At 67.7% G+C, this 25,481-nt stretch carries 32 protein-coding genes; 14 read left to right on the top strand and 18 right to left on the bottom strand.

Annotation, left to right across the window (positions count from 1 at the left end; all coding sequences use genetic code 11):
• Nucleotides 1-38: 38 nt before the first annotated feature.
• Complete coding sequence (locus RQG77_RS07815) at nt 39-320, top strand: hypothetical protein (protein WP_311244230.1); 282 nt, start codon at nt 39-41, stop codon at nt 318-320.
• A gap of 67 nt (nt 321-387) precedes the next feature.
• Here the strand turns inward: RQG77_RS07815 and RQG77_RS07820 are convergent, their stop codons facing one another.
• From RQG77_RS07820 to glgA, 3 genes are all read right to left on the bottom strand, one after another.
• Complete coding sequence (locus tag RQG77_RS07820) at nt 388-645, bottom strand: type B 50S ribosomal protein L31 (protein ID WP_056307337.1); 258 nt, start codon at nt 643-645, stop codon at nt 388-390.
• 91 nt (nt 646-736) lie between these two features.
• Nucleotides 737-1,522, bottom strand: a complete 786-nt coding sequence (locus RQG77_RS07825; RefSeq protein ID WP_056307335.1) for an ABC transporter ATP-binding protein — start codon at nt 1,520-1,522, stop codon at nt 737-739.
• 17 nt (nt 1,523-1,539) lie between these two features.
• Nucleotides 1,540-2,724, bottom strand: a complete 1,185-nt coding sequence (gene glgA / locus RQG77_RS07830) for a glycogen synthase (RefSeq protein ID WP_311244231.1) — start codon at nt 2,722-2,724, stop codon at nt 1,540-1,542.
• Between the two features lie 69 nt (nt 2,725-2,793).
• Between glgA and glgC the strand changes: the two genes are divergently transcribed.
• The 3 genes from glgC to RQG77_RS07845 are packed head-to-tail and all read left to right on the top strand — an operon-like array spanning nt 2,794 to nt 5,462.
• A complete protein-coding gene (gene glgC / locus RQG77_RS07835) occupies nt 2,794-4,035 on the top strand; it encodes a glucose-1-phosphate adenylyltransferase (protein WP_056307331.1) in 1,242 nt (413 codons plus the stop codon).
• Between the two features lie 60 nt (nt 4,036-4,095).
• Nucleotides 4,096-4,731, top strand: a complete 636-nt coding sequence (gene serB / locus RQG77_RS07840) for a phosphoserine phosphatase SerB (protein WP_311244232.1) — start codon at nt 4,096-4,098, stop codon at nt 4,729-4,731.
• Between the two features lie 32 nt (nt 4,732-4,763).
• The gene (locus tag RQG77_RS07845; RefSeq protein WP_311244233.1) at nt 4,764-5,462 is read left to right on the top strand and encodes an alpha/beta fold hydrolase; all 699 of its coding nucleotides are present in this window, start codon (nt 4,764-4,766) and stop codon (nt 5,460-5,462) included.
• Nucleotides 5,463-5,532: 70 nt separating this feature from the next.
• On the opposite strand, the gene RQG77_RS07850 is transcribed toward RQG77_RS07845, so the two are convergent.
• A complete protein-coding gene (locus RQG77_RS07850; protein ID WP_056516934.1) occupies nt 5,533-6,240 on the bottom strand; it encodes a beta-ketoacyl-ACP reductase in 708 nt (235 codons plus the stop codon).
• A gap of 137 nt (nt 6,241-6,377) precedes the next feature.
• Between RQG77_RS07850 and RQG77_RS07855 the strand changes: the two genes are divergently transcribed.
• The 4 genes from RQG77_RS07855 to RQG77_RS07870 all read left to right on the top strand — a co-directional run bounded on the left by RQG77_RS07855 (nt 6,378) and on the right by RQG77_RS07870 (nt 8,494).
• Nucleotides 6,378-7,070 carry a DUF4190 domain-containing protein gene (locus RQG77_RS07855; RefSeq protein ID WP_311244234.1) on the top strand — a complete coding sequence of 231 codons (693 nt, stop codon included), beginning with the start codon at nt 6,378-6,380 and terminating at the stop codon, nt 7,068-7,070.
• A gap of 64 nt (nt 7,071-7,134) precedes the next feature.
• On the top strand, nt 7,135-7,494 hold the full coding sequence (locus RQG77_RS07860; RefSeq protein WP_311244235.1) for a DUF3099 domain-containing protein: 360 nt from the start codon (nt 7,135-7,137) through the stop codon (nt 7,492-7,494).
• On the top strand, nt 7,491-7,685 hold the full coding sequence (locus RQG77_RS07865) for a hypothetical protein (RefSeq protein ID WP_311244236.1): 195 nt from the start codon (nt 7,491-7,493) through the stop codon (nt 7,683-7,685). Before RQG77_RS07860 ends, RQG77_RS07865 begins: the two co-directional genes overlap by 4 nt.
• Nucleotides 7,682-8,494, top strand: a complete 813-nt coding sequence (locus RQG77_RS07870; protein WP_311244237.1) for an SURF1 family protein — start codon at nt 7,682-7,684, stop codon at nt 8,492-8,494. Before RQG77_RS07865 ends, RQG77_RS07870 begins: the two co-directional genes overlap by 4 nt.
• 21 nt (nt 8,495-8,515) lie before the next feature.
• On the opposite strand, the gene RQG77_RS07875 is transcribed toward RQG77_RS07870, so the two are convergent.
• The 5 genes from RQG77_RS07875 to RQG77_RS07895 all read right to left on the bottom strand — a co-directional run bounded on the left by RQG77_RS07875 (nt 8,516) and on the right by RQG77_RS07895 (nt 12,314).
• Nucleotides 8,516-9,166 (bottom strand): HAD family hydrolase, encoded by a 651-nt coding sequence (locus tag RQG77_RS07875; RefSeq protein WP_311244238.1) that lies wholly within the window; start codon nt 9,164-9,166, stop codon nt 8,516-8,518.
• Entirely contained in the window at nt 9,154-9,588 is a 435-nt protein-coding gene (locus RQG77_RS07880; RefSeq protein ID WP_311244239.1) for a cupin domain-containing protein, read from the bottom strand. Before RQG77_RS07880 ends, RQG77_RS07875 begins: the two co-directional genes overlap by 13 nt.
• Nucleotides 9,585-10,199, bottom strand: coding sequence for a pyridoxamine 5'-phosphate oxidase family protein (locus RQG77_RS07885; RefSeq protein WP_311244240.1), 615 nt, complete (start codon nt 10,197-10,199; stop codon nt 9,585-9,587). Before RQG77_RS07885 ends, RQG77_RS07880 begins: the two co-directional genes overlap by 4 nt.
• A gap of 36 nt (nt 10,200-10,235) precedes the next feature.
• Entirely contained in the window at nt 10,236-11,834 is a 1,599-nt protein-coding gene (locus RQG77_RS07890; RefSeq protein ID WP_120493569.1) for an ABC-F family ATP-binding cassette domain-containing protein, read from the bottom strand.
• Nucleotides 11,835-11,927: 93 nt separating this feature from the next.
• Entirely contained in the window at nt 11,928-12,314 is a 387-nt protein-coding gene (locus RQG77_RS07895) for a CHY zinc finger protein (protein ID WP_311244241.1), read from the bottom strand.
• 27 nt (nt 12,315-12,341) lie between these two features.
• Here RQG77_RS07895 and RQG77_RS07900 point away from each other — a divergent pair, with 27 nt between their 5' ends.
• The 4 genes from RQG77_RS07900 to RQG77_RS07915 all read left to right on the top strand — a co-directional run bounded on the left by RQG77_RS07900 (nt 12,342) and on the right by RQG77_RS07915 (nt 16,319).
• Complete coding sequence (locus RQG77_RS07900; RefSeq protein WP_311244242.1) at nt 12,342-12,962, top strand: VTT domain-containing protein; 621 nt, start codon at nt 12,342-12,344, stop codon at nt 12,960-12,962.
• 5 nt (nt 12,963-12,967) lie between these two features.
• Entirely contained in the window at nt 12,968-14,224 is a 1,257-nt protein-coding gene (locus RQG77_RS07905; protein WP_311244243.1) for a sensor histidine kinase, read from the top strand.
• Nucleotides 14,221-14,892 carry a response regulator transcription factor gene (locus RQG77_RS07910; RefSeq protein ID WP_311244244.1) on the top strand — a complete coding sequence of 224 codons (672 nt, stop codon included), beginning with the start codon at nt 14,221-14,223 and terminating at the stop codon, nt 14,890-14,892. Before RQG77_RS07905 ends, RQG77_RS07910 begins: the two co-directional genes overlap by 4 nt.
• A 110-nt stretch (nt 14,893-15,002) precedes the next feature.
• On the top strand, nt 15,003-16,319 hold the full coding sequence (locus RQG77_RS07915) for an acyltransferase (RefSeq protein ID WP_311244245.1): 1,317 nt from the start codon (nt 15,003-15,005) through the stop codon (nt 16,317-16,319).
• Here the strand turns inward: RQG77_RS07915 and RQG77_RS07920 are convergent.
• The 3 genes from RQG77_RS07920 to RQG77_RS07930 all read right to left on the bottom strand — a co-directional run bounded on the left by RQG77_RS07920 (nt 16,266) and on the right by RQG77_RS07930 (nt 18,125).
• A complete protein-coding gene (locus RQG77_RS07920) occupies nt 16,266-16,859 on the bottom strand; it encodes an energy-coupling factor transporter transmembrane protein EcfT (RefSeq protein ID WP_311244246.1) in 594 nt (197 codons plus the stop codon). The two genes, RQG77_RS07915 and RQG77_RS07920, sit on opposite strands and share 54 nt — an antisense overlap.
• Complete coding sequence (locus RQG77_RS07925) at nt 16,856-17,452, bottom strand: ABC transporter ATP-binding protein (protein WP_311244247.1); 597 nt, start codon at nt 17,450-17,452, stop codon at nt 16,856-16,858. Before RQG77_RS07925 ends, RQG77_RS07920 begins: the two co-directional genes overlap by 4 nt.
• Before the next feature lie 85 nt (nt 17,453-17,537).
• Nucleotides 17,538-18,125 (bottom strand): biotin transporter BioY, encoded by a 588-nt coding sequence (locus RQG77_RS07930; RefSeq protein WP_311244248.1) that lies wholly within the window; start codon nt 18,123-18,125, stop codon nt 17,538-17,540.
• Nucleotides 18,126-18,180: 55 nt separating this feature from the next.
• On the opposite strand from RQG77_RS07930, the gene RQG77_RS07935 reads away from it, so the two are divergent.
• Nucleotides 18,181-18,762 (top strand): TetR family transcriptional regulator, encoded by a 582-nt coding sequence (locus RQG77_RS07935; RefSeq protein ID WP_311244249.1) that lies wholly within the window; start codon nt 18,181-18,183, stop codon nt 18,760-18,762.
• Between the two features lie 62 nt (nt 18,763-18,824).
• Here RQG77_RS07935 and RQG77_RS07940 read toward each other — a convergent pair whose 3' ends face one another.
• The 6 genes from RQG77_RS07940 to sufB are packed head-to-tail and all read right to left on the bottom strand — an operon-like array spanning nt 18,825 to nt 24,041.
• Complete coding sequence (locus RQG77_RS07940; RefSeq protein WP_311244250.1) at nt 18,825-19,979, bottom strand: aminotransferase class I/II-fold pyridoxal phosphate-dependent enzyme; 1,155 nt, start codon at nt 19,977-19,979, stop codon at nt 18,825-18,827.
• Between the two features lie 2 nt (nt 19,980-19,981).
• Nucleotides 19,982-20,311 carry a metal-sulfur cluster assembly factor gene (locus tag RQG77_RS07945; protein ID WP_045280093.1) on the bottom strand — a complete coding sequence of 110 codons (330 nt, stop codon included), beginning with the start codon at nt 20,309-20,311 and terminating at the stop codon, nt 19,982-19,984.
• A gap of 10 nt (nt 20,312-20,321) precedes the next feature.
• The gene (gene sufC, locus RQG77_RS07950) at nt 20,322-21,092 is read right to left on the bottom strand and encodes a Fe-S cluster assembly ATPase SufC (protein ID WP_056307297.1); all 771 of its coding nucleotides are present in this window, start codon (nt 21,090-21,092) and stop codon (nt 20,322-20,324) included.
• Entirely contained in the window at nt 21,093-21,419 is a 327-nt protein-coding gene (locus RQG77_RS07955; protein ID WP_053096453.1) for a non-heme iron oxygenase ferredoxin subunit, read from the bottom strand. It lies immediately after the preceding gene.
• Entirely contained in the window at nt 21,416-22,621 is a 1,206-nt protein-coding gene (gene sufD / locus RQG77_RS07960) for a Fe-S cluster assembly protein SufD (RefSeq protein ID WP_311244251.1), read from the bottom strand. The genes RQG77_RS07955 and sufD overlap by 4 nt, the downstream gene beginning before the upstream one ends.
• Nucleotide 22,622: 1 nt before the next feature.
• Nucleotides 22,623-24,041 carry a Fe-S cluster assembly protein SufB gene (gene sufB / locus RQG77_RS07965; RefSeq protein WP_042537589.1) on the bottom strand — a complete coding sequence of 473 codons (1,419 nt, stop codon included), beginning with the start codon at nt 24,039-24,041 and terminating at the stop codon, nt 22,623-22,625.
• A gap of 233 nt (nt 24,042-24,274) precedes the next feature.
• Here sufB and RQG77_RS07970 point away from each other — a divergent pair, with 233 nt between their 5' ends.
• Nucleotides 24,275-25,384, top strand: coding sequence for a COX15/CtaA family protein (locus tag RQG77_RS07970; protein WP_311244252.1), 1,110 nt, complete (start codon nt 24,275-24,277; stop codon nt 25,382-25,384).
• Nucleotides 25,385-25,481: the final 97 nt, after the last annotated feature.

The raw sequence follows: 25,481 nt of genomic DNA on the forward strand, positions 1-25,481 counted from the left end.
CGGATGCCGATACTGCGCACGCCGAATAGCCTGGACTCATGGCCGACACCCTCGGGATGCTCCTCACGGTCGCGATCCTCCTCATTGTCGTGATCGCGATCGTCGTCGTGATCGTGGCGACCTACGCGAAGGCACCTCTCGAGAAGAAGTACGAGAGTGCCGGCGGCGGGATGGGCGGATCGTTCGAGGCGGTCTGGATGCCCTCGGCGCACGAGGCCGGCATGGAACGCGACAGGCAGACCACGCGCACGGCTCCCGCTCCCTCTGCCGGCGACCCACCCAGCAGGATCGACGGCGAACGCATCGTGATCGACATCTGACTCTCGCCACAGGTACGACGAAGGCCCCGTGTTCCGAGGAACACGGGGCCTTCGAGTGCGGCGATCGTTACTTGGTCGATCCGCCGAAGCCCTTGAAGCGCTGGTTGAACTTCTCGACGCGGCCGGCCGAGTCCATGATGCGCTGCTTGCCCGTGTAGAACGGGTGCGATGCCGACGAGATCTCGACGTCGATGACCGGGTACTCGACGCCGTCGAGCTCGATGGTCTTGTCGCCGGTCACGGTCGAACGGGTGAGGAACGTCTCTCCCGAGCCCAGGTCGCGGAACACGACAGCCTTGTACTCGGGGTGAATGTCAGTCTTCATGGGATTCCTTAGTTGCTGCCCTGGATTGTGCCAGGGACGAGGGAAGTCTGTGGTGCAGAGAGCACCAAGGATCGATTCTACCAGATCGTGATCAGGATGCCGCGCGCGCGGCGTAGCGGCCGTCTTCGCTGGTGAGCACGATCGGCATGCCGAACGTCTCGGTCAGCGTCTCGGCCGTGAGCGTCTCGGCGACGGGGCCGGCGGCGACGATGCGCCCCTCGCGCATCAGCAGCACGTGCGTGAAGCCCACCGGGATCTCCTCGACGTGATGGGTGACCATCAGCATCGCGGGGGTGGTCGGCGACGAGGCATAGCCGCTGAGCAGAGCCAGCAGCTCTTCGCGCGAGCCCAGATCGAGGGACGCTGTCGGCTCGTCGAGCAGCAGCAGCTCGGGATCGGTCATGACGGCCCTGGCGATCTGGACGCGCTTCTGCTCGCCGTCGCTCAGCGTTCCGAACGTGCGGTCTGCCAGGTGCTCGAGACGCCAGTCGCCCAGCACGCGCAGTGCGCGACGCTCGTCGATGTCCTCGTAGTTCTCGTTCCAGCGGCCGAGCACCGAGTACGCGGCGGTGAGGACGGTGTTCAGCACGGTCTCGTCGCGGGGCACGCGCTTCGCCATCGCCGAGGACGCGAAGCCGATGCGCGGGCGCACCTCGAACACGTCGGTGCGGCCGAGGGTCTCCCCCAGCACCGTCACTGTCCCGGAGGTCGGGTGCATCAGCGTGTCGGCCAACTGGAGCAGCGTGGTCTTGCCGGCGCCGTTGGGTCCGAGGATCACCCATCGCTGATCGTCGTCGACCTGCCAGGTCACGTGATCGATGATGTTGCGGCCCTCGCGGCGCACGACGACGTCGGTGAATTCCAGAGCGCTCGACATGCCTCCAGCCTATCGGCTCAGGAGGTCAGCTCCGCGTACAGCGCGCGCGTGGTGTCGGCGATCGCACCCCAGCTGAACTCGTCCCGAGCACGCTCCCGCCCGGCTTCGCCGTAGGCTCGTGCGCGCTCCGGGTCGGAGGTCACCTCCGTGAGCACTCCGGCCAGATCGGCGATGTAGCGCTCAGGGTCGACAGGCGTGCCCGTGCCGTCCTGCAGCTGCTCGATCGGCACGAGCCGTCCGGTGACACCGTCGGCCACGACCTCGGGGATCCCGCCGGTCGCCGTGCCGACGACCGCGGCGCCGCAGGCCATCGCCTCGAGGTTCACGATGCCGAGCGGTTCGTAGACCGACGGGCACACGAAGGTCGTCGCGGCGGTGAGGATCGCCGAGAGCTCGTCGCGCGGCAGCATCCGCTCGATCCAGACCACTCCGTCGCGGGTCTGCTGGAGGAGCTTCACGCCCTCCTGCACCTCCGCCATGATCTCGGGGGTGTCCGGGGCGCCGGCGCAGAGGACGAGCTGCACCTCGGGCGGGAGCAGACGAGCAGCCTGCAGCAGATAAGGAAGACCCTTCTGGCGGGTGATGCGCCCGACGAAGACGACGGACGGCCGAGCGGGGTCGATCCCGACGGATTCCAGGAAGGCGGGGTTCTGCACCGGGCGCCAGCGTTCGACGTCGATCCCGTTGTGGATCACGCGCACCTTGGCCGGGTCGATCGACGGGTAGCTGCGAAGGATGTCGGCGCGCATTCCTGCGCTGACCGCGATGACCGCTGCCGCGTTCTCGTAGGCGAGCTTCTCGATGCCGCTCGACACCGCATATCCGCCCCCGAGCTGCTCGGCCTTCCACGGACGCAGCGGCTCGAGGCTGTGCGCGGTGAGCACGTGAGGTATCCCGTGCAGCTGGGAGGCGATATGCCCGGCGAAGTTCGCGTACCAGGTGTGGCTGTGCACGATATCGGCGTCGGAGATCGCCGCGACGATCTCGAGATCGGTGCCGAGCGTCTGCAGCGCGGCATTCGCGGAGGCGAGTTCTGAGGGCGTCCGATAGGCGAAAGTGCCCGCCTCATCGCGGGGAGCCCCGAAGGCTCGAACCTGTACATCGATATTCTGCCGGAGCGCCGTGACGAGCTCGGCGACGTGGACGCCCGCACCTCCGTAGATCTCCGGCGGGTATTCCTTCGTGATCATCTCGACGCGCATGTCTAGACGGTAGTGACTCACTTGTCCAGATGCTAGTTCGGCGGGCCGATTCGCCTCTATGGTTGGTGCATGTCCGCACCAAAGAAGATCTTCGGCATCATCCTCGCCGGCGGCGAGGGAAAGCGTCTCATGCCTCTCACGGCTGATCGCGCGAAACCTGCTGTGCCCTTCGGCGGACAGTACCGATTGATCGATTTCGCGATCTCGAACCTCATAAACTCCGGCCTTCGCCAGATCGTCGTCCTCACGCAGTACAAGTCGCACAGTCTCGACCGCCACATCTCGCAGACGTGGCGCATGTCGGCTCTGCTCGACTCGTACGTGACGTCCGTGCCCGCGCAGCAGCGGCTCGGCAAGCGCTGGTTCTCCGGCTCCGCCGACGCGATCCTTCAGAGCCTCAACCTGATCAACGACGAGAAGCCCGACATCGTGGTCGTGATCGGTGCCGATCACGTCTACCGCATGGACTTCCGCCAGATGCTCGAGGCGCATATCGAATCCGGCGCGAAGGCCACCGTCGCCGGCATCCGTCAGCCCCTCGCGATGGCCTCGCAGTTCGGTGTGATCGATGCCGACACCGAGACCGGACGAATCAAGCAGTTCCTCGAGAAGCCGACCGACATCGCGGGCCTCGAAGACTCGCCTCACGAGGTGCTCGCATCGATGGGCAACTACATCTTCGACGCCGATGCGCTGATCGCCGCCGTCGAGGCCGACGGCGAATCACCGACCTCCGGGCACGACATGGGTGGCGACATCGTGCCGTACTTCGTCGACCGTGGCGAGGCCGGGTACTACGACATGAAGCAGAATGACGTCCCTGGATCCTCTCCGCGAGACCGCTCGTACTGGCGCGATGTGGGTACGATCGACTCCTTCTTCGACGCCCACATGGACCTGATCTCGACGCTCCCGATCTTCAACCTCTACAACATGGAATGGCCGATCCATTCGCAGGCGGTGAACTCGCCGCCCGCCAAGTTCGTGCGCGATTCGGTGGGCCGCATCGGAAACGCGATCGACTCGATCGTGTCGCTCGGATCCGTGCTCTCGGGCACTCATCTGGAGCGCAGCGTCGTGGGTCCCTGGACGCTCGCCGGCGGTGGCTCGACGATCACCGACTCCGTGGTCTTCGATGGGGTGAGAGTCGGTGCGGGTTCCCGCGTGCATCGTGCGATCCTCGACAAGAACGTGGTCCTCGCCGACGGTGCGACGGTCGGCGTCGATCGAGAGCGAGATCTCGCCCGAGGTTTCACCGTGACGGAATCCGGCATCACCGTGGTCGGCAAGGGCCTGTTCATCGAACGCTGACCGCGTCGCCGCGAGTCGGGCCGCACGTCGACCATCACGGCTGTCGATAGGCTCTGAGGCGTGACTTCCACGCGCTTCCTCGTCGTACTCGATGCCGATTCCACCCTCATCCGCAACGAGGTGATCGAGCTGATCGCCGACGAGGCGGGGCGCCGTGCCGAGGTCCAGGCCGCGACCGAGGCCGCCATGCGCGGCGAGATCGACTTCGCGACGAGCCTGCGCTCCCGCGTGGCGGCTCTCGCGGGGGTTCCCGTGTCCGGTTTCGCCCGGGTGCTCGCCCGCATCGAGCCGACCCCCGGTGTGCGCGAGCTCACGGCCGCCGTCCACGCACGCGGCGGTGTCGTCGGCGTCGTCTCGGGCGGCTTCCACGAGATCCTCGACGACGTCGCCCCAGGGCTCGGCGTCGACCGCTGGCGCGCGAACCGCCTCGAGGTCGCAGACGGCACCCTCACCGGCCGGGTCGACGGCGAGATCGTGGATGCCGCAGCCAAGGCCGCGTCACTGCTGGCCTGGGCTGACGAGCTGGGAGTACCGCGCCACGCGACGATCGCGATCGGCGACGGCGCCAACGACCTGCAGATGATGTCGGTCGCCGGGCTCGGACTCGCGTTCAACGCGAAGCCGGCCGTACGCGCCGCCGCCAGCCTGGTCGTCGGCCCGCAGGACCTGTCCGAGGTCATCGCGCTGCTCCCGTAGCGCATGTCGGTGGCCCGGTCTATCGTCGGGCCATGGACATCATCCTCATCCCGGGCCTCTGGCTCGATGCCTCCAGCTGGAGCGACGTCGCCGTCGATCTCGAGCGCGCCGGTCACACCGTGCACCCGTTGACGATGCCCGGCGTCGGAGCCCCCGCCACCGAGTCGTCCGATATCGGCATCTCCGAGTGGGTCGACGCCGCCGTGGCCGCGGTCGATGCGGTCGGCGGGCCCGTCGTGGTGGTCGGGCACAGCGGCGGCGGCAACGTCGCCTGGGGTGTCGCCGATGCGCGCCCCGACGTCGTGACGCGAGCCGTGTTCGTCGACACCGTCCCGCCGCCCTCCGGGTTCGGCATCAGCGAGTTCGAGGTGGTCGACGGCGTCGTGCCCTTCCCCGGCTGGGACTACTTTCCCGCCGAAGACGTCGACGATCTCGACGAGGTGACGCGCGCGCGTACCGCGCCGCTCGCACGAAGCGTGCCAGCCAGAGTGCCCACAGACGAGATCACGCTCGGCTCCGGGGCTCGGCATTCCGTCCCCGTGACGCTGCTCATGGGCGGCATGGACCGAGAGACTCTCGAGTCCGAGCTCGAGCAGTGGGGTCCGTACGCCGACGAGTTCCGGGCGATCGCCGACGCCGAGGTCGTGCGCGTCGGCTCAGGCCACTGGCCGCAGTTCTCGGTGCCGAGCAGACTGGCCGACCTCATCGACGCTGCGGTCACCCGCCACTGAGGCAGCGCCCCTCACTCGACTCAGTGCTGTGCTCGGCTCAGCCCTGTGCTCGGCTCAGCTCTGCGCTCAGTCAGTGCCCCATCCCGAGTCCGCCGTCCACAGGGATGACGGCGCCGGAGATGTAGCCCGCGTCGTCGCCGGCGAGCCAGGTGACGACGCCGGCGACCTCGTCGGGAGTCGCGAAGCGCCCCGCCGGGATGTTCGCCTTGTACTGCTTCTGCGTCTCTTCGGGGAGCTCTGCCGTCATGTCGGTCTCGATGAAGCCGGGCGCGACGACGTTGGCGGTGATGCCGCGCCCGCCGAGCTCGCGCGTCAGCGACCGGGCGAAGCCTACGAGCGCGCTCTTCGACGCGGAGTAGTTCACCTGGCCGGCCGAGCCATACAGGCCGACGACGCTGGAGATCAGGATCACGCGGCCGAAGCGCGCACGGAGCATCCCCTTCGAGGCGCGCTTGACGACTCTGAAGGTGCCGCCGAGGTTCGTCGCGACGACGCTGTCGAAGTCGTCCTCGCTCATGCGCAGCAGAAGAGTGTCCTTGGTGATGCCCGCGTTCGCGACGACGATCTCGACCGGTCCGAGCTGCTGCTCGACCTCGGTGAACGCGGCATCGAGCGCAGCGGCGTCCGTGACGTCGGCGCGGACGGTCAGTGTGCCTTCGGGACCTTCACCGCTGCGCGCCGTGACGGCGACGCGGTATCCGTCGCGGACGAATCGTTCGGCGATCGCACGGCCGATGCCGCGGTTGCCGCCGGTGACGAGGACGACGCGAGAACTCATTTTCCACTCCTGATCTGGCCGGTGGGGGTCGGGGCCGGGTCGTCATCGATCCTACCGATGATGCCGTGACTCGATCGGGTCCGCGTTTGACAGCCCCTGCCCCGGCTGGGACGCTGATCTCGACGAAAGGCTTCACCGTGAGCGACAACAGCATCCCCACCCCTCCGGGCGGACAGCAGCCGACGCCGCCCCCGGCGCCGCCGCTCGCCCCGGCGCCGCCGCTCGCCCCGGCGCCGCCGCTCGCCCCGGCGCCGCCGGCAGCGCCCTACCAGTCGGCCCCCTCGGCTCCGCAGAGTCCGTCGTACCCCGCTGCCGCCCCCGCACCGTCCTACCCCGCCGCCGCGCCGACGCAGTCCTACCCCGGAGCAGTGCCGTCGTTCGCACCCGGACAGCAGCCCTACGGCGCGGCGCCGGCACAGCAGCCCTACGGGGCCGCCGCCATCCAGCCCTATGGCGCAGCCCCGCAGCAGTACGGCGCGCCCGCTCCCGGTCAGCCCGGTGCGGGATACCCGAACTACGGCGCCCCGATCTATCCGCCTGCGCGTCCGGCGAGCGGACTCGCCGTCACCTCGCTCATCTGCGGCATCGCGGGTGTGGTGCTCTTCTGGGCGCTCATCCCGCTGCTCGCATCGATCGTCGCCGTCATCACCGGTCACATGGCGCTGCGCCAGACGAAGGCGAACCCTGCGATCGGCGGTCGCGGCATGGCCTTCGCCGGCCTGATCATGGGCTACGTCATGGTCGGCTTCCTGGTGATCACCATCATCATGACCATCATCAGCTTCGTGTTCTTCGGCGCTTTCACCCTGCCGTTCATCTTCTCCTCCTGACTCCCTCGCTCGAGGCGCGGCAGGGCGCGCCGTCGTGCCCGCACCGGCGTAGGCTGGAGTCATCGTGAAGAGCAAGCACCCGGTTCCTGCTGTCACCTCACTGCCGCAGTCGCCGCAGGACGAGGCAGACCACCGCGTGCGCCGGTACGTCCTCACGATGGCGATCAGAATCGTGTGCTTCGCGTTGATGATGTTCATCCAGCCCTACGGCTGGTACACCTGGGTCTTCGCTCTCGCTGCGGCCGTGCTGCCCTATATCGCGGTCGTCTTCGCGAATGCCGGCAGCGACAGCACCGAGACCATCGCTGAGTCGCCGGTGCAGGAGCTCGAAGCTCCCGCCGCACCCGCCGAGACGCTCCCGATCGTGCCGGAGGCCGCACCCGGCGTGTTCACCATCCACGAAAGCCGCCAGGATCGCGAGTGAGTGGACTGGAGTGCTCGCGAGCCGGATGCCGGAACACCGCGACCATGCAGGTGGTGTGGCGCAATCCGCGCATCCACGCCGCCGACCGCGAGAAGATCTGGCTCGCCTGCGCTGAGCATGTCGGCTTCCTTCGCGACTACCTGGCAGCAAGGGACTTCCCCGTGACCGTGAGAGATGGTGTCCCCTCATGAGCGCCCGAATGGGTCGATGGACCGTGTACGTGCTGATCGCGATCGGCTTCGCGATCGCCTGCGCCTTCCTGTCCAACTGGCAGTTCGAACGCAACGAGACCAGATCCGAGCAGATCGCTCTGGTCGAGAAGAACTACGACGCGGATGCCGTGCCGCTCGCCGATCTCATCGGCACCGACGGATCACTCGATCCCGGTGACGTGTGGCACCCGGTCGTGCTCACAGGCGAGTACGTCGCCGACGAGCAGCTTCTCGTGCGCAACCGCCCGCACGGCGGCACGAGCGCCTTCGAAGTGCTGGTGCCTTTCCGTGACGTCGACGGGCGGGTGTTCATCGTCGACCGCGGGTGGGTCCCACCAGGAGACGGGGATTCCCCCGATGCGGTTCCCGCTCCCCCGAACGGCGAAGTCGAGGTCATCGTGCGACTGCGTCCGGGCGAGCAGCTTCCGGCATCCGGACGAGGCGCGCCCGAAGGCCAGGTGCCGACGATCAACCTCCCGTCGATCGCCGAGCTGGTCGACGGCGATGTGATCACGAGCGCTTACGGGCAGATCGTCAGCGAGGAGCCTGCAGGAGAAGGCACGCTGGGCGGCTTCGACTCCCCCACCGACGACCCCGGTCCGCATCTGTCTTACGCGATCCAGTGGATCCTGTTCGCGCTCATGGGCTTCGTGTTCATCGGCTACATCATCCGCACCGAGATCGTGAAGCACCGTGAAGAGGTCGAGGGCGTTCCCGCTCCGGTCAAGAAGTCTCGGCGCCGCGACAGGGATGCGGACGTCGAGGACGAGCTCCTCGACGCGCGCTGACGCGCCTCAGCACCAGGTCGTTTACTCCGATAGCCCCACACGAAGCATGCGGAGCAGATCGTCCAGCGCATCGATGCTCCGCCCGTCACCCTCGGGCACTTGGTGGCCACCACCGAAGTGCAGGAACGGTGCTCCCAGCTCGCGCGCGATCTCGTGGTCGTGGTTCGTGTCGCCGATCAGCAATACCTGCTCGGCTGCAAGACCGGATCCGGCCAACCACTCTTCGATCACCTCGCGCTTCGATGCCCGCAACGGATCATCGATCGCAAGAATGCGCTCGAATGAACCTGCCACATCATGAGGTGCCATCTGGAGCTCGAGCAGATCAGGCAGCGTGGCAGAAGCAAGCACCTGCCGCAGGCCCATCCGGCGGACTCCGTCGAGCGTCTGGCGTGCATTCGCCTGAAGCTGCGACTCAGCGGCACGGGCTTGGAGCCGCCGGAGATAGAGCGAGACAGCCGACTCGAAGCGATCGGGGCCGATACCCACGTCGCTGTAGAAGTCGCGTATGGGGAACCGGAATGTGGCGCGATAGGCGACCGCGTCTCGGAGAGGTGGCTCACCGTGTTCAGTGAGCACCTCGTTCATCACTTGGATGCAGATGTCCACATCGTCCAGCAGCGTGCCGTTCCAATCCCAGCAGACGGCGCGAATGCCGGTCAGTCCACCCACGGCATCGGCTTCTCGGGAAGACGGGAGCTGTCGTCGGGGAGGTGCGGGAGCTCCGTGCCGCCGGCTCGGATGCAGAGCCAGCGCAGTTCACCGGTGCTGTCGGGTCGAGCACGCCAGGTGCGGGCGACGTCCTGTCCGACGCGGATCACTGTGCCCGGACCGACCTCGACGACTTCATCGTCCAGCCCCATCTGTCCTCGGCCGTCGAGGAAGACGTACAGTTCTTCGACGCGCGAGTGGACGTGCCAGTAGCCGGCCTCCTCGCCAGGGGCCAGCGCATTCGCGGTGAGACCGATGTACTGCATCGTCAGTTCGTGATCGACGACCCGGCGTCCGTCGCGCGACCGCGCCGCATCGAACCCTCCGTGATGCTCGCGCCACTCGTCGAGCGCACCGATCTCGACGACCTCGAAGCCCTTCACGCTCCGCGACCTTGCGTCAGCTGTTCCGCGGCTCCGCCGATGAGCGTTCGCGTCCAGCTCTCATCCATCGCGTCGTAGACCACACGCGTATGACGTCGGTCTCTCGATCCCTGCCAGAACTCGACCCGGGTCGGGATCAGTCGCCAGAGCGTCCAGTCACCGGCCTCGATGTCTGCACGCGCGGATGCTGAGCGCGCGGCGAGGTCTGCGGCGCTCTCCTCGGCCGTCGCCTCTTCGACGCGTCCGCGCACTCTCACCGCACGCACCTGGGGCTGCCACCAGAAGTTCAACGCTGCCGCGGGTACGGCGGCGAGCTGCGCGCCCTTGCGAGAGGATCTCGTGCTGGCGAACGCCCACCCGCGCTCGTCGATCCTCTTCAGGATGAGCGTGCGGGCATCGGGAACGCCGTCCGCGTCCACGGTCGCGAGGGTGACGGTGTGCGGCTCCGCCACTCCGGCGTCGGATGCCTCGCGCAGCCAGCCGGCGAAGAGCGCGCTCGGTTGATCGGGCAGCGCACCGAGATCCCAGACCGGGGCGACCCCGGTGAGAGCGTGCCTGCCTTTCAACCACTCGTTGAGCGAGAGAAGGTCCAGTTCCTGTTCGTCCGTCACGCTATCGACTATGCCACCGACCACGGACGGCGCAGGTCAGGCGAGCTCGATGAGGTCCTGGTACTCCTGGCTCCAGAGATCCTCGACGCCGTCAGGCAGAATCAGCACGCGCTCGGGATTGAGCGACTGCACCGCTCCAGGGTCGTGCGAGACGAGCACGACAGCGCCCTCGTAATGCGCGAGAGCGCCGAGGATCTCCTCGCGCGAGGCGGGGTCGAGGTTGTTCGTGGGCTCGTCGAGCAGCAGCAGGTTGGCCGACGACACCACGAGGGTCGCCAGAGAGAGACGGGTCTTCTCGCCTCCGGAGAGCACTCCGGCGGGCTTCAGCACGTCATCTCCCGTGAACAGGAACGAGCCGAGCACCCTGCGCGCTTCCATCTCGGTGATGTGCGGTGCGGCCGACACCATGTTCTCGAGGACCGATCGATTCACATCGAGGTTCTCGTGCTCCTGCGCGTAGTACCCGACCTTCAGGCCGTGTCCCGGCTCGAGCTGGCCGGTGTCGGGCTGGTCGACCCCCGCGAGCATGCGCAGCAGCGTCGTCTTGCCCGCGCCGTTCAGCCCGAGCACGACGACCTTCGACCCGCGGTCGATCGCGAGGTCGACATCAGTGAAGATCTCGAGCGACCCATAGGACTTCGAGAGTCCGGTCGCCATCATCGGGGTCTTGCCGCAGGGAGCCGGCTTCGGGAAGCGCAGCTTCGCGACGCGGTCTTCCTGGCGGACGTCGTCGAGGCCAGCGAGCAGCTTGTCGGCACGCGCGATCATCTGATGAGCAGCAGCCGCTTTCGACGCCTTCGCCCCGAAGCGGGCAGCCTGCAGCTGCAGGGTCGTGGCCTTCTTCTCAGCGTTGGCGCGTTCCTTCTTGCGGCGCTCCTCGTCGGCCACCCGCTGACGCAGGTAGTTCTTCCAGTTCATGTTGTAGGTGTCGATGATCTGGCGGTTCGCGTCGAGGTAGAAGACGCGGTTGACGGTCTCGCCGACGAGCTCGACATCGTGACTGATCACGATCAGCCCGCCCTTGTAGTTCTTGAGGAACTCACGCAGCCACACCACGCTGTCGGCGTCGAGGTGGTTGGTCGGCTCGTCGAGGATCATCGTCTCGGCATCGGAGAACAGGATGCGGGCCAGCTCGATGCGACGGCGCTGACCACCAGACAGCGTCGACAGCGGCTGGTCGAGGATGCGGTCGGGCAGAGACAGGTTGTTCGCGATGGATGCCGCCTCAGCCTCAGCGGCGTACCCACCCTGCCCTTCGAACTCCTCGGTCAGTCGCGCGTAGCGCTTCATCGCCTTCTCGGCGACCGCGGGGTCGTCTGATCCCATCGCGAGTGCCGCTTCGGTCATCCCGAGGTTGAGCTGACCGAGTCCGCGCGCGTCGAGGATGCGGGTGCGTGCGAGGTCCTCGGGGTTGCCCGAACGGGGATCCTGCGGCAGGTAGCCGAGCTCGCCCGACCGCGTCACGCTGCCGCCCGACGGGAGGACGTCACCGGCGAGCACCTTGGTGAGCGTGGTCTTGCCTGCACCGTTGCGGCCGACGAGACCGATCTTGTCTCCGTCGCTCACACGGAACGACACGTTCTCCATGAGGAGGCGTGCGCCCACGCGGATCTCGAGTTCGTGCACGGCAAGCACAGGCGGGATGTCCGTTCTTTCAAGGGGAAGCGGCCGAGGGGCCAAACTCCCAGTATAGATCGATCGGCTGTGTGTTCAGCCGACGTGCAGTGTTCAGTCGAAGTAGAGATCGTGGTGCAGCCGGCATCCCGGATTGAAACCGGCCGAGCACTCGGGACACCCCTGTGCGTCGAGGTAGGCGTGGATGCTCAGCTTCGACCCGCACACACCGCACAGGACCGCAGTCGTCGCACGCTCGCCCCGCGCCCACTGCCGCGCCTCGTGATCAGCGACCTCCTCGTGGCACAGATGGCACGGGTACCAGTCACCGCAGCAGGCGAACTGGATCGCGATGACGTCGAGAGCACCGCGATAGTGCTCGCAGCGCGTCTCGCCGTCGACCACGAGCCCGTGCACCGTGATCTCGCCGACGCGCGTCGGGCGGTCGGTCGATCTACCTCTCAGGGGGGATGCGGTCGATACCTCAGGGTGATGCCCCACGTGCCACCTGCTTCCTAGCCTTCTGGGGTGGATGTTATCAACGAGCTCATCATGCAGACCGTCGCATCGCCCTGGTTGTACGTCGTGCTGCTCGCGGTGACCATCGTCGACGGGTTCTTCCCGCCGGTGCCGAGCGAGACCGTCCTCGTCGCCGCGGCGGCGGTGCTCGCGTCGACGGGCGAGTACTGGGCTCTGATTCCTCTGGGCCTTGTCGCCGCGCTCGGCGCCGCGATCGGCGACAACATCGCCTTCGCGCTCGGACGGCGCCTGGGCACCACACGATGGGCCTGGATGCGTCGCCCCCGCGTGGCCGCGACATTCGCGCACGCCGAACGTGCACTCGAGCAGCGCAGCGCCGCCCTCATCCTGGGTGCCCGCTACATCCCGGTCGGTCGGGTCGCGGTGAACATGTCTGCCGGCGCCCTCCGATTCTCGTGGCGGCGGTTCCTGCCCCTGAGCGTCGTGGCCGGCATCAGCTGGAGCGCACTGAGCCTCGCCATCGGACTGCTCGCCGGCTCGTGGGGCACCGACCAGCCGCTGCTCAGCGCCGGCATCGGGATCGTCGTCGCACTCGTCATCGGGCTCGTCATCGACCGTGTCACCGCCGCCCGTCGGCGACGTGCACCCGTGGCACAGCTGGCAGGATGACAGTCATGGCACGTCGTCGGCCGCGCACCGAGCGCGCTCCCCGCATCAGCCGCCGCACCGCCGGCCTGTCGGCACTCGGCGCTGCATGCCTCGTGCTGTTCTCGGTGCTGGTGCCTATCCAGACCGTTCTCTACGGCACGTCCCTCCCTCTGTCGTTCATCCTGGGCGCGGCCCTGTGCGGATCGCCGCTGTTGGCACTGACGCACCCGCGCTGGGCGATCACGGCGTTCTGTGCGTCTGCCTTTGCACTTCCCCTCATCGTCGTCCCGGCGCTCGCGACCGAGTCACCGTGGCCGTGGTCAGTGCCTGCACTCTTGACCTTCGTGCTCCTCGTCGGCGTCGTGACCTTCATGCACGGCGCCAGGCTCGGCGCGTTCCCTCTCGTGATCGGCGCCGTCCTCTCTCTCACGGCTCCCCTGCTGCGCCCCGAGATCGTCGCCACAGCGCCCACGGCCGGCAGCGCGACCGCCGACCTCATCGTCACCACGTCCGTGGCCACGGCGATGTTCCTGGTCGCCATCCTGGTCGCCGGCCGGGTGCGCGTGTCTGCCGAGCTCACGCGCGAGCGCGAGCACTCCGCGCTCGAGGAATCCCGCCGGGGACTCGTCGAGGAGCGCACGCGCATCGCCCGCGAGCTCCACGACGTGATCGCACACAGCATGTCGGTGATCCAGGTGCAGGCGTCCACGGCGCGATATCGGCTTCCCGAGATCGGCGACACAGCGTCCGCCGAGTTCGACAGCATCGCGGCGACCGCACGGGAGTCCCTCACCGAGATGCGACGGATGCTCGGCGTCCTGCGCACCGAGGATCAGACCGCCGAGCTCGCCCCGCAGCAGCGCATCGACGACATCCCCGCACTCGTCGACACCATCCGACGAGCGGGAGTCACGGTCGGGCTCGAGATCACCGGCGCCGGTGCGGACGCCTCGCAGGCCGTGCAGATCGCCGCGTTCCGGATCGCGCAGGAGGCTCTGAGCAACGCGGTGCGGCACGCATCGGGCGCTCCGGTGACCGTTCGGGTGCAGGCGGATGCCGACGCGGTCCGCGTCCGCGTGCGCAACGGCCGTACCTCCGCTCCTCCTGCAGCGACCGGCGGCGGTTACGGGCTCCGCGGTATGCGCGAGCGCGTCGAACTGCTCGGCGGCACCTTCACGGCGGGACCCATCACCGACGGCGGCTGGGAGGTGGCGGCGTCCCTGCCGCTGCGCGACCCGGATCCGCGTACCGACACCGCTGGACCCCTGGAGGAGACCCCGTGACCATCAGCGTCCTCATCGCCGACGACCAGGCCATGGTCAGAGCAGGCTTCGCGGCACTCCTCGACGCTCACGAGGGCATCCGCGTCGCAGGTCAGGCGGCGAACGGCGCCGAAGCCGTCGCCCTCGCCGCTCGGCTCGATCCGGACGTCATCCTGATGGATGTGCGGATGCCCGAGGTGGACGGCATCGAGGCGACGCGGCGCATCCTCGGCCCTGGCTATCCCGCAGCACACGTGCCCCGCATCCTCATGCTCACGACCTTCGACATCGACGACTACGTCTACGACGCCCTGGAAGCCGGCGCGAGCGGATTCCTGCTGAAGGACGCTCTCCCCGAAGAGCTCGTCCACGCCGTGCGCGTGGTCGCGGGCGGTGACGCGCTGCTCGCACCGAGCGTCACCCGGCGGATGATCGAGCAGTTCGCCGGCCGCCGGCCGCGCACGCCTCGGGCAGCCGCCGCGCTGGCCGACCTCACCGAACGCGAACGCGAGGTGCTGGTGCTCATCGGCGGCGGTCGATCCAGCAGCGAGATCGCAGGCGACCTCTTCATCGCCGAGCAGACGGTCAAGACCCACGTCGGCAAAGTGCTCGCCAAGCTCGGGCTGCGCGACCGCGTGCACGCCGTGATCCTCGCCTACGACACCGGGCTCGTCGAGCCTGCGTCGTGAACGTCGGCAAGAGATCACCCCACGGTAGGGGTGCGAACAGCCCCACAGGTTGATCCGCCACCCGACATCGTCTTCGTACGCTCCTCGGACACCCCATCCGAGGAGGAACGATGACCATCGTCGAGGCACCCCCGCTCACCGCTCAGCAGGCTCCGCTTCCGAGCGGTCGAGACACCGCGATCGACTTCCTGCGTGCACTCTGCGTCGTCGGCGTCGTGCTCCTTCACGCGATCATGGTGGGCGTCACCGTCGTCGACGGCGCTCCTGTCTTCGAGAACGCCAGCGAGGGCACCCGGTGGATCGTGCCGGTGAGCTGGATGCTGCAGGTCATGCCGCTGTTCTTCATCATCGGCGGCTTCGCGGGCTTCCTCGCCCACCGGCGGCAGCGTGAGCGCGGCGGCAGTGCATCCGGCTTCGTGGCTGCCCGTGTACACCGACTCCTCCGGCCGGCAGTGTTCGCGATCGGGATAGTGGGCACAGCGCTCGCGGTGCTGAGTCTCGCCGGCGTGCCCGCCGAGCTCGTGGTGGTCGCCGGTTTCCGCTACGGTCAGCCGCTCTGGTTCCTCGGTGTCTTCCTGCTCTGCCAGGCCCTGCTCCCGATGCTCGCGAGCGCGCACGACAGAGCACCGAGGACGACTCTGGCAGCGCTGGTGGCGGCATCAGTCGCTGTCGACGGACTCCGCGCGCTGACGGGTGTCGACGGCCTGGGCTTCCTCAACCTCGCCTTCGTGTGGCTCGCGCTGCAGCAGATCGGGTTCTTCCTCGCGGACGGCACGATCGAGCGACTGAGCAGGCCCTGCAGAGCCCTCTGCGGCGCGGCGGCGGCCACCGTGCTCGTCGCGACGTTCGTCAGCGGCATCTACTCCCCCGACCTCATCGCGAACATCAACCCGCCCACCGGAGCGCTCCTGCTCGTCGGCGTCATCCATCTGAGTGCCGTGTCGCTGTTCCGCGGCCGCATCGAGGCGTTCAGTCGACGCCCACGGGCCGCGACCTTCGCCGCGTTCGTCAACCGTCGCACCATGACGATCTATCTCTGGCACATGCCCGTGCTGCTCGGCATGGCCGGACTCTCGGCCGTCGCGGCGTTGATGACGGGCCTGGCGCTCCCCGAGCCGAGCAGCATCGCCTGGTGGATCTCCCGTCCGCTCTGGCTCGTGACCGCGCTGGCCCTCACCGCTGCGGTCGCGGTCGCGTTCACCCGTGTCGAGACCCGGCAGTCGCCCGCGCTGACGGAGTCGCCCCGACGCGTGCTCGGCGCCGTGACAGTGGGGCTCACCGCTGTCGTCCTGCTGCTGCTGATCGGCACGACCGTACTGACCGCCGCCGTCGCCGTCTGCGGGATGCTCTGGGCGCTTCGACTGGCTCGGCGCTCACACCAGACCGCGAGCGGCGAGAGCGTCGCCCACGTCGTCCGCGTGGCGTAGCGTGCGGACGAGAAGGGGCACGACGCCCCGGATACCGAGCCGAACCCCCCGCGCCCGCTGCGCGTCCCTGATCTCGTGCGCGAACGATGCCACCACCGGGATCATCGTGATCGTGAGCGAGATCGCCATCGAGACGGCGTCTGCGTCGACACCCAGGCGTCGCAGCGGGAGGAGCATCCGGTGCAGCACGCCGAGCAGATCGCCCATTCGCGTCGTGATCGTGAGCAGCGAGGCGAGCAGTACGAGCGAGAGGACGCGTGCGGTGCTGATCCAGGCCGCGAGCGGCGAGACGAAGAGCCAGAGCGCTCCTCCGAGCACGAGCACGAGCCCGCGGAGGCGCCACGCCTCAGCGGCCAGCACACGCAGCGGCAGGCGGGCGAGGGCGAAGAGCGCGCAGACACCGCTCACGGTGACGCCGACACTCCAGGCATCGTGCGGATAGGCGGAGAGAACGATCGCGAGTGCGGCGAAGATCGCGAGCTTGACTCCCGCCGGCATCCGATGGATTACGCTCGTGCCCGGCCTGTACATCTGGATCATCGGCACAGGTTCCGGTAGATGGCGATCACGGCACCCGGCTCGCCCGCGGCCACGACAGCGCCGTCGTCGAACAGCACCGCGTGATCGCAGCGGGCCGCGAGGTCGAGATCGTGGGTGACGAGCACGACCTGCGCCGTCTGTGCGAGCAGGAGGTCTGCGATGCGCCGAGCATTGCGCAGATCGAGCAGCGTCGTCGGCTCGTCTGCGACGATCAACCGCGGTTGGGTGATCAGCACCGACGCGAGTGCGAGGAGCTGTCTCTGACCACCGGAGAGGTCCGATGCCGCGACGTCCGCCCGATCCGCGAGTCCGTGCTCAGCGAGCGCATGGGCCACCCGCGCATCGATCTCCGCCCTGGGCAGGCCGCGCAGCGACAGCGCGAGATCCTCGGCGGGGGTCGGCATCAGGATCTGGGCCTGAGGATCGGTGAAAACGAAGCCGACGCGGCGACGCAGCGCCGCGACGTCACGTCGCGTGTCGAGGCCGTGCACGCTCACCCGCCCCGATGTGGGCACGACGAGACCGTTCAGAAGCCGCGCGAAGGTCGACTTTCCCGATCCGTTCGCACCGATGACCGCGATTCGCGGCGCCATGAGATCGACGCTGACATCGCGGAGGATCCGTCGGCCCTCGCGCTCGACGGTCACCCCGTCGAGCGCGACGCGCGCGTGACTCCTCTCAGACCGCACGGACGGGTGCCGGCGCGAGAGCCGCCCGAGCGCCGAAAGCCCTCGGGTACGCGCGCCGCAGCGCGAGTGTCAACGCCACAGCTGCTGCGGCTTTGAGGAGATCCCCCGGCAGGAACACGAGTGCGGCCACGGCCGTCGGCGCGAGGTCGAGGCCGAGGACGAGCGCGGTGACGGGGATCCCGCACAGATACACGACCAGGATGCCGCCGACCACGGTGCCGAGCGCGATGCGCCACCACGTGAGCCTGCCCCGGTGCACGATCAGTCCGATCACAACGACTCCGGCCACCCACCCGAGCAGGTACCCGGCGGTGGGACCGACGAACACGCCGAGTCCACCGCGCCCTCCGGCGAGGACCGGAAGCCCCACAGCCGCGAGAGCGAGCACGAGCAGGATCGAGAGCGGAGCGAGCCGCGGGCCGAGAACGGCGCCGGCGAGCATCACGCCGAGAGTCTGCGCGGTGATGGGAACCCCGCCGGGGATCGGTATCGTCACCATCCCGAGCACCACGATGAGGGCGGCGAAGATCGCCGCTCTGGCCAGTTCGCGACCGAGGTCGCCTCGCTGCTGCGTCATATCCGACACCTTCCTGAACACTGTTCACCTGAACGGTGTTCACTATAGTGAGAACATGAGCCCCGATCACAACTCGACTCGCCATGATCGCGACGGTGTCGCTCGGGCAGCCCTCGCGCTCCTCGACGAGGTCGGGCTCGCCGACCTATCGATGCGGAGGATCGCGAGCAGGCTCGATGTCCAGCCGAGCGCGCTCTACTGGCACTTCACGAGCAAACAGGAGCTGCTCGCCGATCTCGCAGACCGCATCACTTCGACCATCCCGCGTGATGACGCCGATGTGCTGACCACAGCGCGCAGCATCCGCGACGCCCTGTTCACGTATCGCGACGGCGCAGAACTCGTGCTCAGCACGTACGCACTGCAGCTCGGCTCCTCGCAGGCGCAGACGGCGCTCGAAGACTCCCTGCGCCGCGTGGGAGCCGAGGACTCGAGGGAGCGTGCCGTCGCCCTCCTGCACTTCATCCTCGGTCACGCGACGCTCGTGCAGCAGCGCATGCACGCCGACAGCCACGGCGCCCTCCCCGGAGGCGACGCGGTCGACGTCACCGCGGGGCTGGATCGGATCTTCGACCTCGGCGTGACAGCACTGGCGAGAGACACAGTAGACGAGACGGGCGATCGACGGCTCCGGTGACGCCGTCACCTATCGGGCAGTCAGCTCTGCGCTGTCAGCTCTGCGCAGTCACCTCCGCGCGGTCAACCCTGCACGAGCGCCGCAATGCGCTCGACGGCTTCGGTGATGATCTCGGGACTCGTGCCGAAGTTCAGACGCACATGCCCCGCTCCTTCGTCTCCGAAGGCCGGGCCGAAGTGCAGCGCGACCCTGGCCTCCTTGAGGATGCGGCGCGCCGGGTTCTCGCCCCATCCAAGTCCTGAGAGGTCGATCCAGGCGAGGTAGCCCGCATCCGGGATCCGATAGCGCGCCTGGGGCAGGTGCGATGCCAGCAGATCCTCGAGAAGAATTCGATTCGCGTCGAGCGTCCTGAGCAGTCCGCCGAGCCACTCGTCGCTCTCCTCCGAGAACGCGGCGACAGCGGCGAGAAGACCGAACTGCCCGGTACGCCAGACGACCTCGATCGGCAGGCCGCGCACGACCTCGCTCGTGTCGTCGGATGCCGTCACCATCAGGGCGCATTTGAGGCCGGCGAGGTTGAACGCCTTGCTGGCGCTGACGATCGCGAATCCGACCCGCTCGGCCGCCTCGCCGGTATCGAGGAACGGCGTGAAACCGGTGCCCGGCTGCGCCAGCGGCGCATGGATCTCGTCGGAGATCACGGATGCGCCGAACTCGTCGGCGATCTCGGCCAGTGCGGCGAGAGAGTCGCGGCTGTGGACCGTCCCGGTCGGGTTGTGCGGGTTGCAGAGCAGGATCGCGGTCGCGCCGTCTTCGAACGCGGCACGGATGCCGTCGAGGTCGAGCTCCCACGCCGTGCCCGTGTCACGCAGCGGAACACGCGAGACCGCGGCGCCGGCCTCGGAGACCAGATCGTAGAACGGCGGATACACCGGAGGCGTCACGACGACGCGCTCCCCCGGTTGGGTGACGCGACGGAGGATCTCCACGATGCCCATGCTCACGTCTGCCGTGGTGCGCATGCGGGCAGGATCGACGTCCCATCCGAATCGTCGCCGGGCGAACGCCGCGTAGGTGGATGGCAAGGGTGTCCGCGACGCGATGTACCCGGTGTCCCCCGTCTCGACGGCGCGGCGAAGCGCCGCCGAGATCGCGGGCGCGAGGGGGAAGTCGGTCTCCGCGACGAACAGCGGAAGCACATCGGCGGGATACTCCCGCCACTTCTCGCTGCTCCGCTCACGGAGCTCGGCCAGAGCCAGAGCCTTGACCTCGAGCATCCTCAGATCGCGAAGCCGAGGGCGCGCATCATGTCGCGGCCGTCGTCGGTGATCTTCTCCGGACCCCACGGCGGCATCCACACCCAGTTGATGCGGAAGCGGTCGACGACGCTGTCCAGAGCCTGTGCGGTCTGGTCTTCGAGCACGTCGGTCAGGGGGCAGCCGGCACTGGTCAGCGTCATGTGGATGACGAGAGCATCGTTCTCGTCATCCCACGCGAGGTCGTAGATGAGACCGAGGTCGACGACGTTGATCCCGAGCTCCGGGTCCATGACGTCTTTGAGAGCCTCGGTGACCTCGTCGTACTTCTGGTCCGTGAGGGTGGCTGTCATGCGAATCAGCCTACGCCTCGATGGGGGCTGCGGGGTCGAGGAAACGGTCGTATCCCTCGTCCTCGAGCCGGTCTGCGAGCTCCGGGCCGCCCTCTTCGACGATCTTGCCCGCGACGACCACGTGCACGAAGTCGGGACGGATGTAGCGGAGGATGCGCGTGTAGTGCGTGATGAGCAGAACGCCGAGACCGGTCGACTCCTTGGCGCGGTTGACGCCCTCGGAGACGATCTTCAGTGCGTCGACGTCGAGACCGGAGTCGGTCTCGTCGAGGATCGCGAACTTCGGCTTGAGAACCTCGAGCTGGAGGATCTCGTGGCGCTTCTTCTCGCCTCCCGAGAAACCCTCGTTGACGTTGCGCTGCGCGAACTTCGGGTCCATGCGGAGGTTCGCCATGGCCGCCTTGACGTCCTTGGTCCAGCCGCGGATCGCAGGGGCTTCACCGTCGAGGGCCGTCTTGGCGGTGCGGAGGAAGTTCGTCACCGTCACGCCCGGGATCTCGACCGGGTACTGCATGGCGAGGAACAGTCCGGCGCGAGCGCGCTCGTCGACGCTCATCTCGAGCACGTCCTGGCCGTCGAAGGTGATCGACCCCGAGGCCACCGTGTACTTCGGGTGACCGGCGATCGTGTACGCGAGGGTCGACTTGCCCGAGCCGTTGGGGCCCATGATGGCGTGCGTCTCACCGGTGTTCATGGTGAGGTTGATGCCGTTGAGGATCGGGGTGGTACCCGCCTCGGTCTCGACCGTCACGTACAGGTCGCGGATTTCAAGAACAGACATTCAGACTTCCTTCGTCACAGTCGGGTCGATGAGCACGTCGTCGCCGTCGATCTCGACGACGTAGACCGGAACGGGCTCATAAGCGGGGAGATTCTGGGGCTTGCCGGTGAGCAGCGAGAACGCCGAGCCGTGGGCCCAGCATTCCACCGTGTCGCCCTCGACGAAACCCTCGGCGAGAGAGATGTCGCCGTGCGTGCAGGTGTCTCCGATGGCGTGGATGACACCTTCGGAGTCCTTGATCACGGTGATCGGCACGCCGTTCGGCTCGACACGGATCGGCATGTCCTGCTCGAGTTCCGCGACGCCGCACACGCGCTCGGCGCTCACGCGTTCACCTCGGCGAGCTCCGTCTCGATAGCGTCGAGCAGCTCGGTCTCCAGAGCCGGGATGCCCAGGCGCTGAACGATGTCGGTGAGGAACCCGAGCACCACGAGACGGCGTGCTTCCTCTTCGCTGATGCCGCGAGCCTGCAGGTAGAACAGCTGCTCGTCGTCGAAGCGACCTGTGGCGCTGGCGTGGCCGGCGCCGAGGATGTCTCCGGTCTCGATCTCGAGGTTCGGGATCGAGTCGGCACGAGCGCCCTCGGTGAGCACCAGGTTGCGGTTCGCCTCGTACGAGTCGGTGCCCGTCGCGTCGGCGCCGATCAGCACGTCGCCGATCCAGACGCTGTGCGCGCCCTCGCCCTGGAGCGCACCCTTGTAGAGCACGTCGCCCTTGGTGTGCGCGCCCTTGTGGTGCAGGTACACCTGGCTCTCGAGGTGCTGACCCGCATCGGCGTACGACAGACCGTAGAGGTAGCCCTCCGATCCGGCACCCGCGAGCTCGACGCTCGGGTTCACGCGCACGACGCCGCCGCCGAAGCTGATGACGAAGTGCTTGAGGGTGGCATCCGCGTCGACTCGCGCCTGATGCGCCGAGGTGTGCACGGCCGCATCCTGCCACTGCTGCAGGCTGATGACGGTGAGCTTCGCTCCGTCGCGCACGATGATCTCGACGTTCTGCGAGTACTGCGCGACTCCGGTGTGCTGGAGCACGACGGTGGCCGAGCTGTGCTCGAGCGCCTCGATCACGATGTGGGCATCGGCGCGCAGTTCTGCGCCGAGACCGTCGATCGCCACGAGGATCGGCTCTGCGACCTCCTCTTCACGAGGGATGCGGATGTGCAGCGCTTCGGGCGAGCCCTGCCACGCGATGGCCGCGGTGATGTCCTCGGCGAGGAAGACCTCGCCGCGGGGAGCATCGCCGGAGGCGAGCGGCGCGGAGATGTACTGCTCTCCTGCGCCGAACGTGTAGCTCACTCCTTCAGCGGAGCCCGCGACCTCGAAGAGGGACGAGAGCTTCGCGACGGGCGTGTGCTTCCAGTTGACCTCGCGGCCGGTCGGCGCGCCGAAGTCCGCCGGCTCGAACGAATGCGGGCGCTCGGAACGCGTCTGAACCGGAACGAATCCGGCGTCCGCGACCTGCGCGGCCGGGTCGACATGCGCGCTCGAATGATGCGACGCCGTGGGCGTCGTCGTCTGGGCCGTCATCTCAGCCGACCGATCCTTCCATGCCCATCTCGATGAGCTTGTTCAATTCCATCGCGTACTCCATCGGCAGCTCCCGTGCGATCGGCTCGATGAAGCCGCGCACGATCATCGCCATCGCCTCGTCCTCGGGCATGCCGCGTGACTGGAGGTAGAAGAGCTGCTCTTCGCTGACCTTCGAGACCGTGGCCTCGTGGCCGAGCTGCACGTCGTCGACACGGATGTCGATCGCCGGGTAGGTGTCGGAGCGCGACTTGGTGTCGACGAGCAGGGCGTCGCAGCGCACGGTGTTCGCGGAGTGGTGCGCGTTGGCGTCCACTCGCACCTCGCCACGGTATCCGGCACGTCCGCCGCCGCGCGCGATCGACTTCGAGACGATCGACGACTGCGTGTAGGGAGCCATGTGGATCATCTTCGCGCCGGCGTCCTGGTGCTGTCCGGGGCCCGCGAACGCGACCGAGAGCGTCTCGCCCTTGGCGTGCTCGCCCATCAGGTAGATCGACGGGTACTTCATCGTCACCTTGGAGCCGATGTTGCCGTCGACCCACTCCATCGTCGCGCCCTCGTGCGCGACCGCACGCTTGGTGACGAGGTTGTAGACGTTGTTCGACCAGTTCTGGATCGTCGTGTAGCGAACGCGGGCGTTCTTCTTCACGATGATCTCGACGACGGCCGAGTGCAGCGAGTCCGACTTGTAGATCGGGGCCGTGCAGCCCTCGATGTAGTGGACGTAGCTGTCCTCGTCGGCGATGATCAGGGTCCGCTCGAACTGGCCCATGTTCTCGGTGTTGATGCGGAAGTACGCCTGCAGCGGGATCTCGACGTGCACGCCCTTGGGGACGTAGACGAACGATCCGCCCGACCACACGGCCGTGTTCAGGGCCGCGAACTTGTTGTCCCCGGCCGGGATCACCGATCCGAAGTACTCCTCGAAGAACTCGGGGTGCTCGCGCAGCGCCGTGTCGGTGTCCATGAAGATGACACCCTGCTCCTCCAGGTCCTCGCGGATCTGGTGGTAGACGACCTCGGACTCGTACTGAGCCGCGACGCCGGCCACGAGACGCTGACGCTCTGCCTCGGGGATGCCGAGGCGCTCGTAGGTCTCGCGGATCTCGGCGGGAAGGTCTTCCCACGACTGCGCCTGCTTCTCGGTGGAGCGCACGAAGTACTTGATGTTGTCGAAGTCGATCTCGCTGAGGTCTGCGCCCCAGGTCGGCATCGGCTTGCGTCCGAAGAGCTGGTATCCCTTGAGACGGGTCTTCAGCATCCATTCGGGCTCATGCTTGAGCGCCGAGATCCCACGGACCACCTCTTCGGAGATACCGCGCTTGGCAATGGCTCCGGCAGCATCTTCGTCATGCCACCCGAATTCGTACACCCCCAGGCCGTCAAGCTCCGGGCGGTCGATCAGAACATCCGACATCACACACTCTCCTCACAGGTCCCAAAACGGTGTCATCCGCCCCGACACACCTGATCCCCGTCGAGTCTGCGGGAGCGGGTGCCGTTGGTGGGCCCTCATCACCGGCGCATCCATCGCGCCTAAACTGTTAGCGATGCTTCAGCGCGGTCAGCGCTCATCACAACAATCCGATTCTACAGGTTCCGCCTGAAGACAGGGCCGCTCGCCGTGTCCGGCGCGGTTCGGAGAGACTTATGCCCGAGACGACGACCTCCTCCCCCACGAATGCACCGCAGACGACCTCGACGGCCGCGCTCCTGTGGGGGCGGATGCTGCGCGTGTGCGCCTGGCTCTCGTTCCTCGCGCAGACCATCATCATCGGCACCGGAGGCGCGGTGCGTCTCACCGGTTCCGGCCTCGGATGCTCGGAGTGGCCGCTGTGCACTCCCGAGTCCCTCGTGCCGATCTATGCCGATCAGGGAATACACGGGATCATCGAGTTCGGCAACCGCGTGATGACGGGCGTGGTCGGCATCATCGCGCTCGCCGTCCTCCTGCTCGTGCTGGCGCGCGTGGGCGGCAGACGCCTCGTGTTCTCCGCTCTGCGCTTCGCCGCGAGCGGCATCGTGGCTGCGGCGGTCGTCTTCGGGCTGGTCTCCCTGTTCTCCCTTCCCGCGACGCCCTTCGCCATGGGCGCGCTGCTCGTCACGGTGATCGCCGCGATGATCCGTTCGCTCAGGCTCTCGTCCGAACGACGCGACCTCGTCGTGCTCGCCTGGATCGTCCTCGTCGGAGTCGTCGCGCAGGCACTCGTGGGCGGCATCACCGTCCTCACCGGCCTGAACCCCTTCATCGTCGGGTTCCACTACGTCTCGTCGCTGCTGCTCGTGTGCGTCACGGCGGCGTTCCTGGTGCGGCTCTACGCTGCGCCAGGACCCCGAGTGAGCGCCGTCCCGAAATGGTTCGCCGTCCTCAGCCACGTCACCGGTCTCGCCCTTGCAGTCACCATCGTGTTCGGTGTTCTGACGACGGGATCCGGGCCGCACTCCGGCGACGCCGACGTGCTGCGGCACGGATTCGACGCCACGATCCTCGCCCACGTGCACTCGTGGCCCGGGTACATCCTCGCCGCCCTCGTCGCCGCGCTGACGATCTCGGCGTGGGCGCTTCGGCTCGAACCCCGCAAGTGGCTGCTCGTCCTCGTGCTCGCGATCCTCGTGCAGGTGGGCGTCGGCATCTGGCAGGCGCGTGAGGGACTCCCCCCGCTGCTCGTCGGCATCCACATGGTGCTCGCGTCGCTGTCTGCGGCCGCCTACACGGTCGTGGTGCTGCACCTGAAGAAGCCGGTCTCCGCTCGGGACTGACGACGGCCACTGGCCCGGCGACCGGCGCCCGGCGACCGGCACAGTGGATGCATAGCTGCGACATCAGAGGCTCATCAGTTCGTCGTGCACCGTGGCA

This window comes from Microbacterium sp. WCS2018Hpa-23 (assembly GCF_031843845.1).
Classification (GTDB): Bacteria; Actinomycetota; Actinomycetes; order Actinomycetales; family Microbacteriaceae; genus Microbacterium.

Coding starts and splice junctions, on each gene's coding strand:
- RQG77_RS07815 (WP_311244230.1), top strand. CDS start 39: ATGGCCGACACCCTCGGGATGCTCCTCACGGTCGCGATCCTCCTCATT.
- RQG77_RS07820 (WP_056307337.1), bottom strand. CDS start 645: ATGAAGACTGACATTCACCCCGAGTACAAGGCTGTCGTGTTCCGCGAC.
- RQG77_RS07825 (WP_056307335.1), bottom strand. CDS start 1,522: ATGTCGAGCGCTCTGGAATTCACCGACGTCGTCGTGCGCCGCGAGGGC.
- glgA (WP_311244231.1), bottom strand. CDS start 2,724: ATGCGCGTCGAGATGATCACGAAGGAATACCCGCCGGAGATCTACGGA.
- glgC (WP_056307331.1), top strand. CDS start 2,794: ATGTCCGCACCAAAGAAGATCTTCGGCATCATCCTCGCCGGCGGCGAG.
- RQG77_RS07845 (WP_311244233.1), top strand. CDS start 4,764: ATGGACATCATCCTCATCCCGGGCCTCTGGCTCGATGCCTCCAGCTGG.
- RQG77_RS07850 (WP_056516934.1), bottom strand. CDS start 6,240: ATGAGTTCTCGCGTCGTCCTCGTCACCGGCGGCAACCGCGGCATCGGC.
- RQG77_RS07870 (WP_311244237.1), top strand. CDS start 7,682: ATGAGCGCCCGAATGGGTCGATGGACCGTGTACGTGCTGATCGCGATC.
- RQG77_RS07905 (WP_311244243.1), top strand. CDS start 12,968: ATGGCACGTCGTCGGCCGCGCACCGAGCGCGCTCCCCGCATCAGCCGC.
- RQG77_RS07915 (WP_311244245.1), top strand. CDS start 15,003: ATGACCATCGTCGAGGCACCCCCGCTCACCGCTCAGCAGGCTCCGCTT.
- RQG77_RS07920 (WP_311244246.1), bottom strand. CDS start 16,859: ATGATCCAGATGTACAGGCCGGGCACGAGCGTAATCCATCGGATGCCG.
- RQG77_RS07925 (WP_311244247.1), bottom strand. CDS start 17,452: ATGGCGCCGCGAATCGCGGTCATCGGTGCGAACGGATCGGGAAAGTCG.
- RQG77_RS07930 (WP_311244248.1), bottom strand. CDS start 18,125: ATGACGCAGCAGCGAGGCGACCTCGGTCGCGAACTGGCCAGAGCGGCG.
- RQG77_RS07935 (WP_311244249.1), top strand. CDS start 18,181: ATGAGCCCCGATCACAACTCGACTCGCCATGATCGCGACGGTGTCGCT.
- RQG77_RS07940 (WP_311244250.1), bottom strand. CDS start 19,979: ATGCTCGAGGTCAAGGCTCTGGCTCTGGCCGAGCTCCGTGAGCGGAGC.
- RQG77_RS07945 (WP_045280093.1), bottom strand. CDS start 20,311: ATGACAGCCACCCTCACGGACCAGAAGTACGACGAGGTCACCGAGGCT.
- sufC (WP_056307297.1), bottom strand. CDS start 21,092: ATGTCTGTTCTTGAAATCCGCGACCTGTACGTGACGGTCGAGACCGAG.
- sufD (WP_311244251.1), bottom strand. CDS start 22,621: ATGACGGCCCAGACGACGACGCCCACGGCGTCGCATCATTCGAGCGCG.
- sufB (WP_042537589.1), bottom strand. CDS start 24,041: ATGTCGGATGTTCTGATCGACCGCCCGGAGCTTGACGGCCTGGGGGTG.
- RQG77_RS07970 (WP_311244252.1), top strand. CDS start 24,275: ATGCCCGAGACGACGACCTCCTCCCCCACGAATGCACCGCAGACGACC.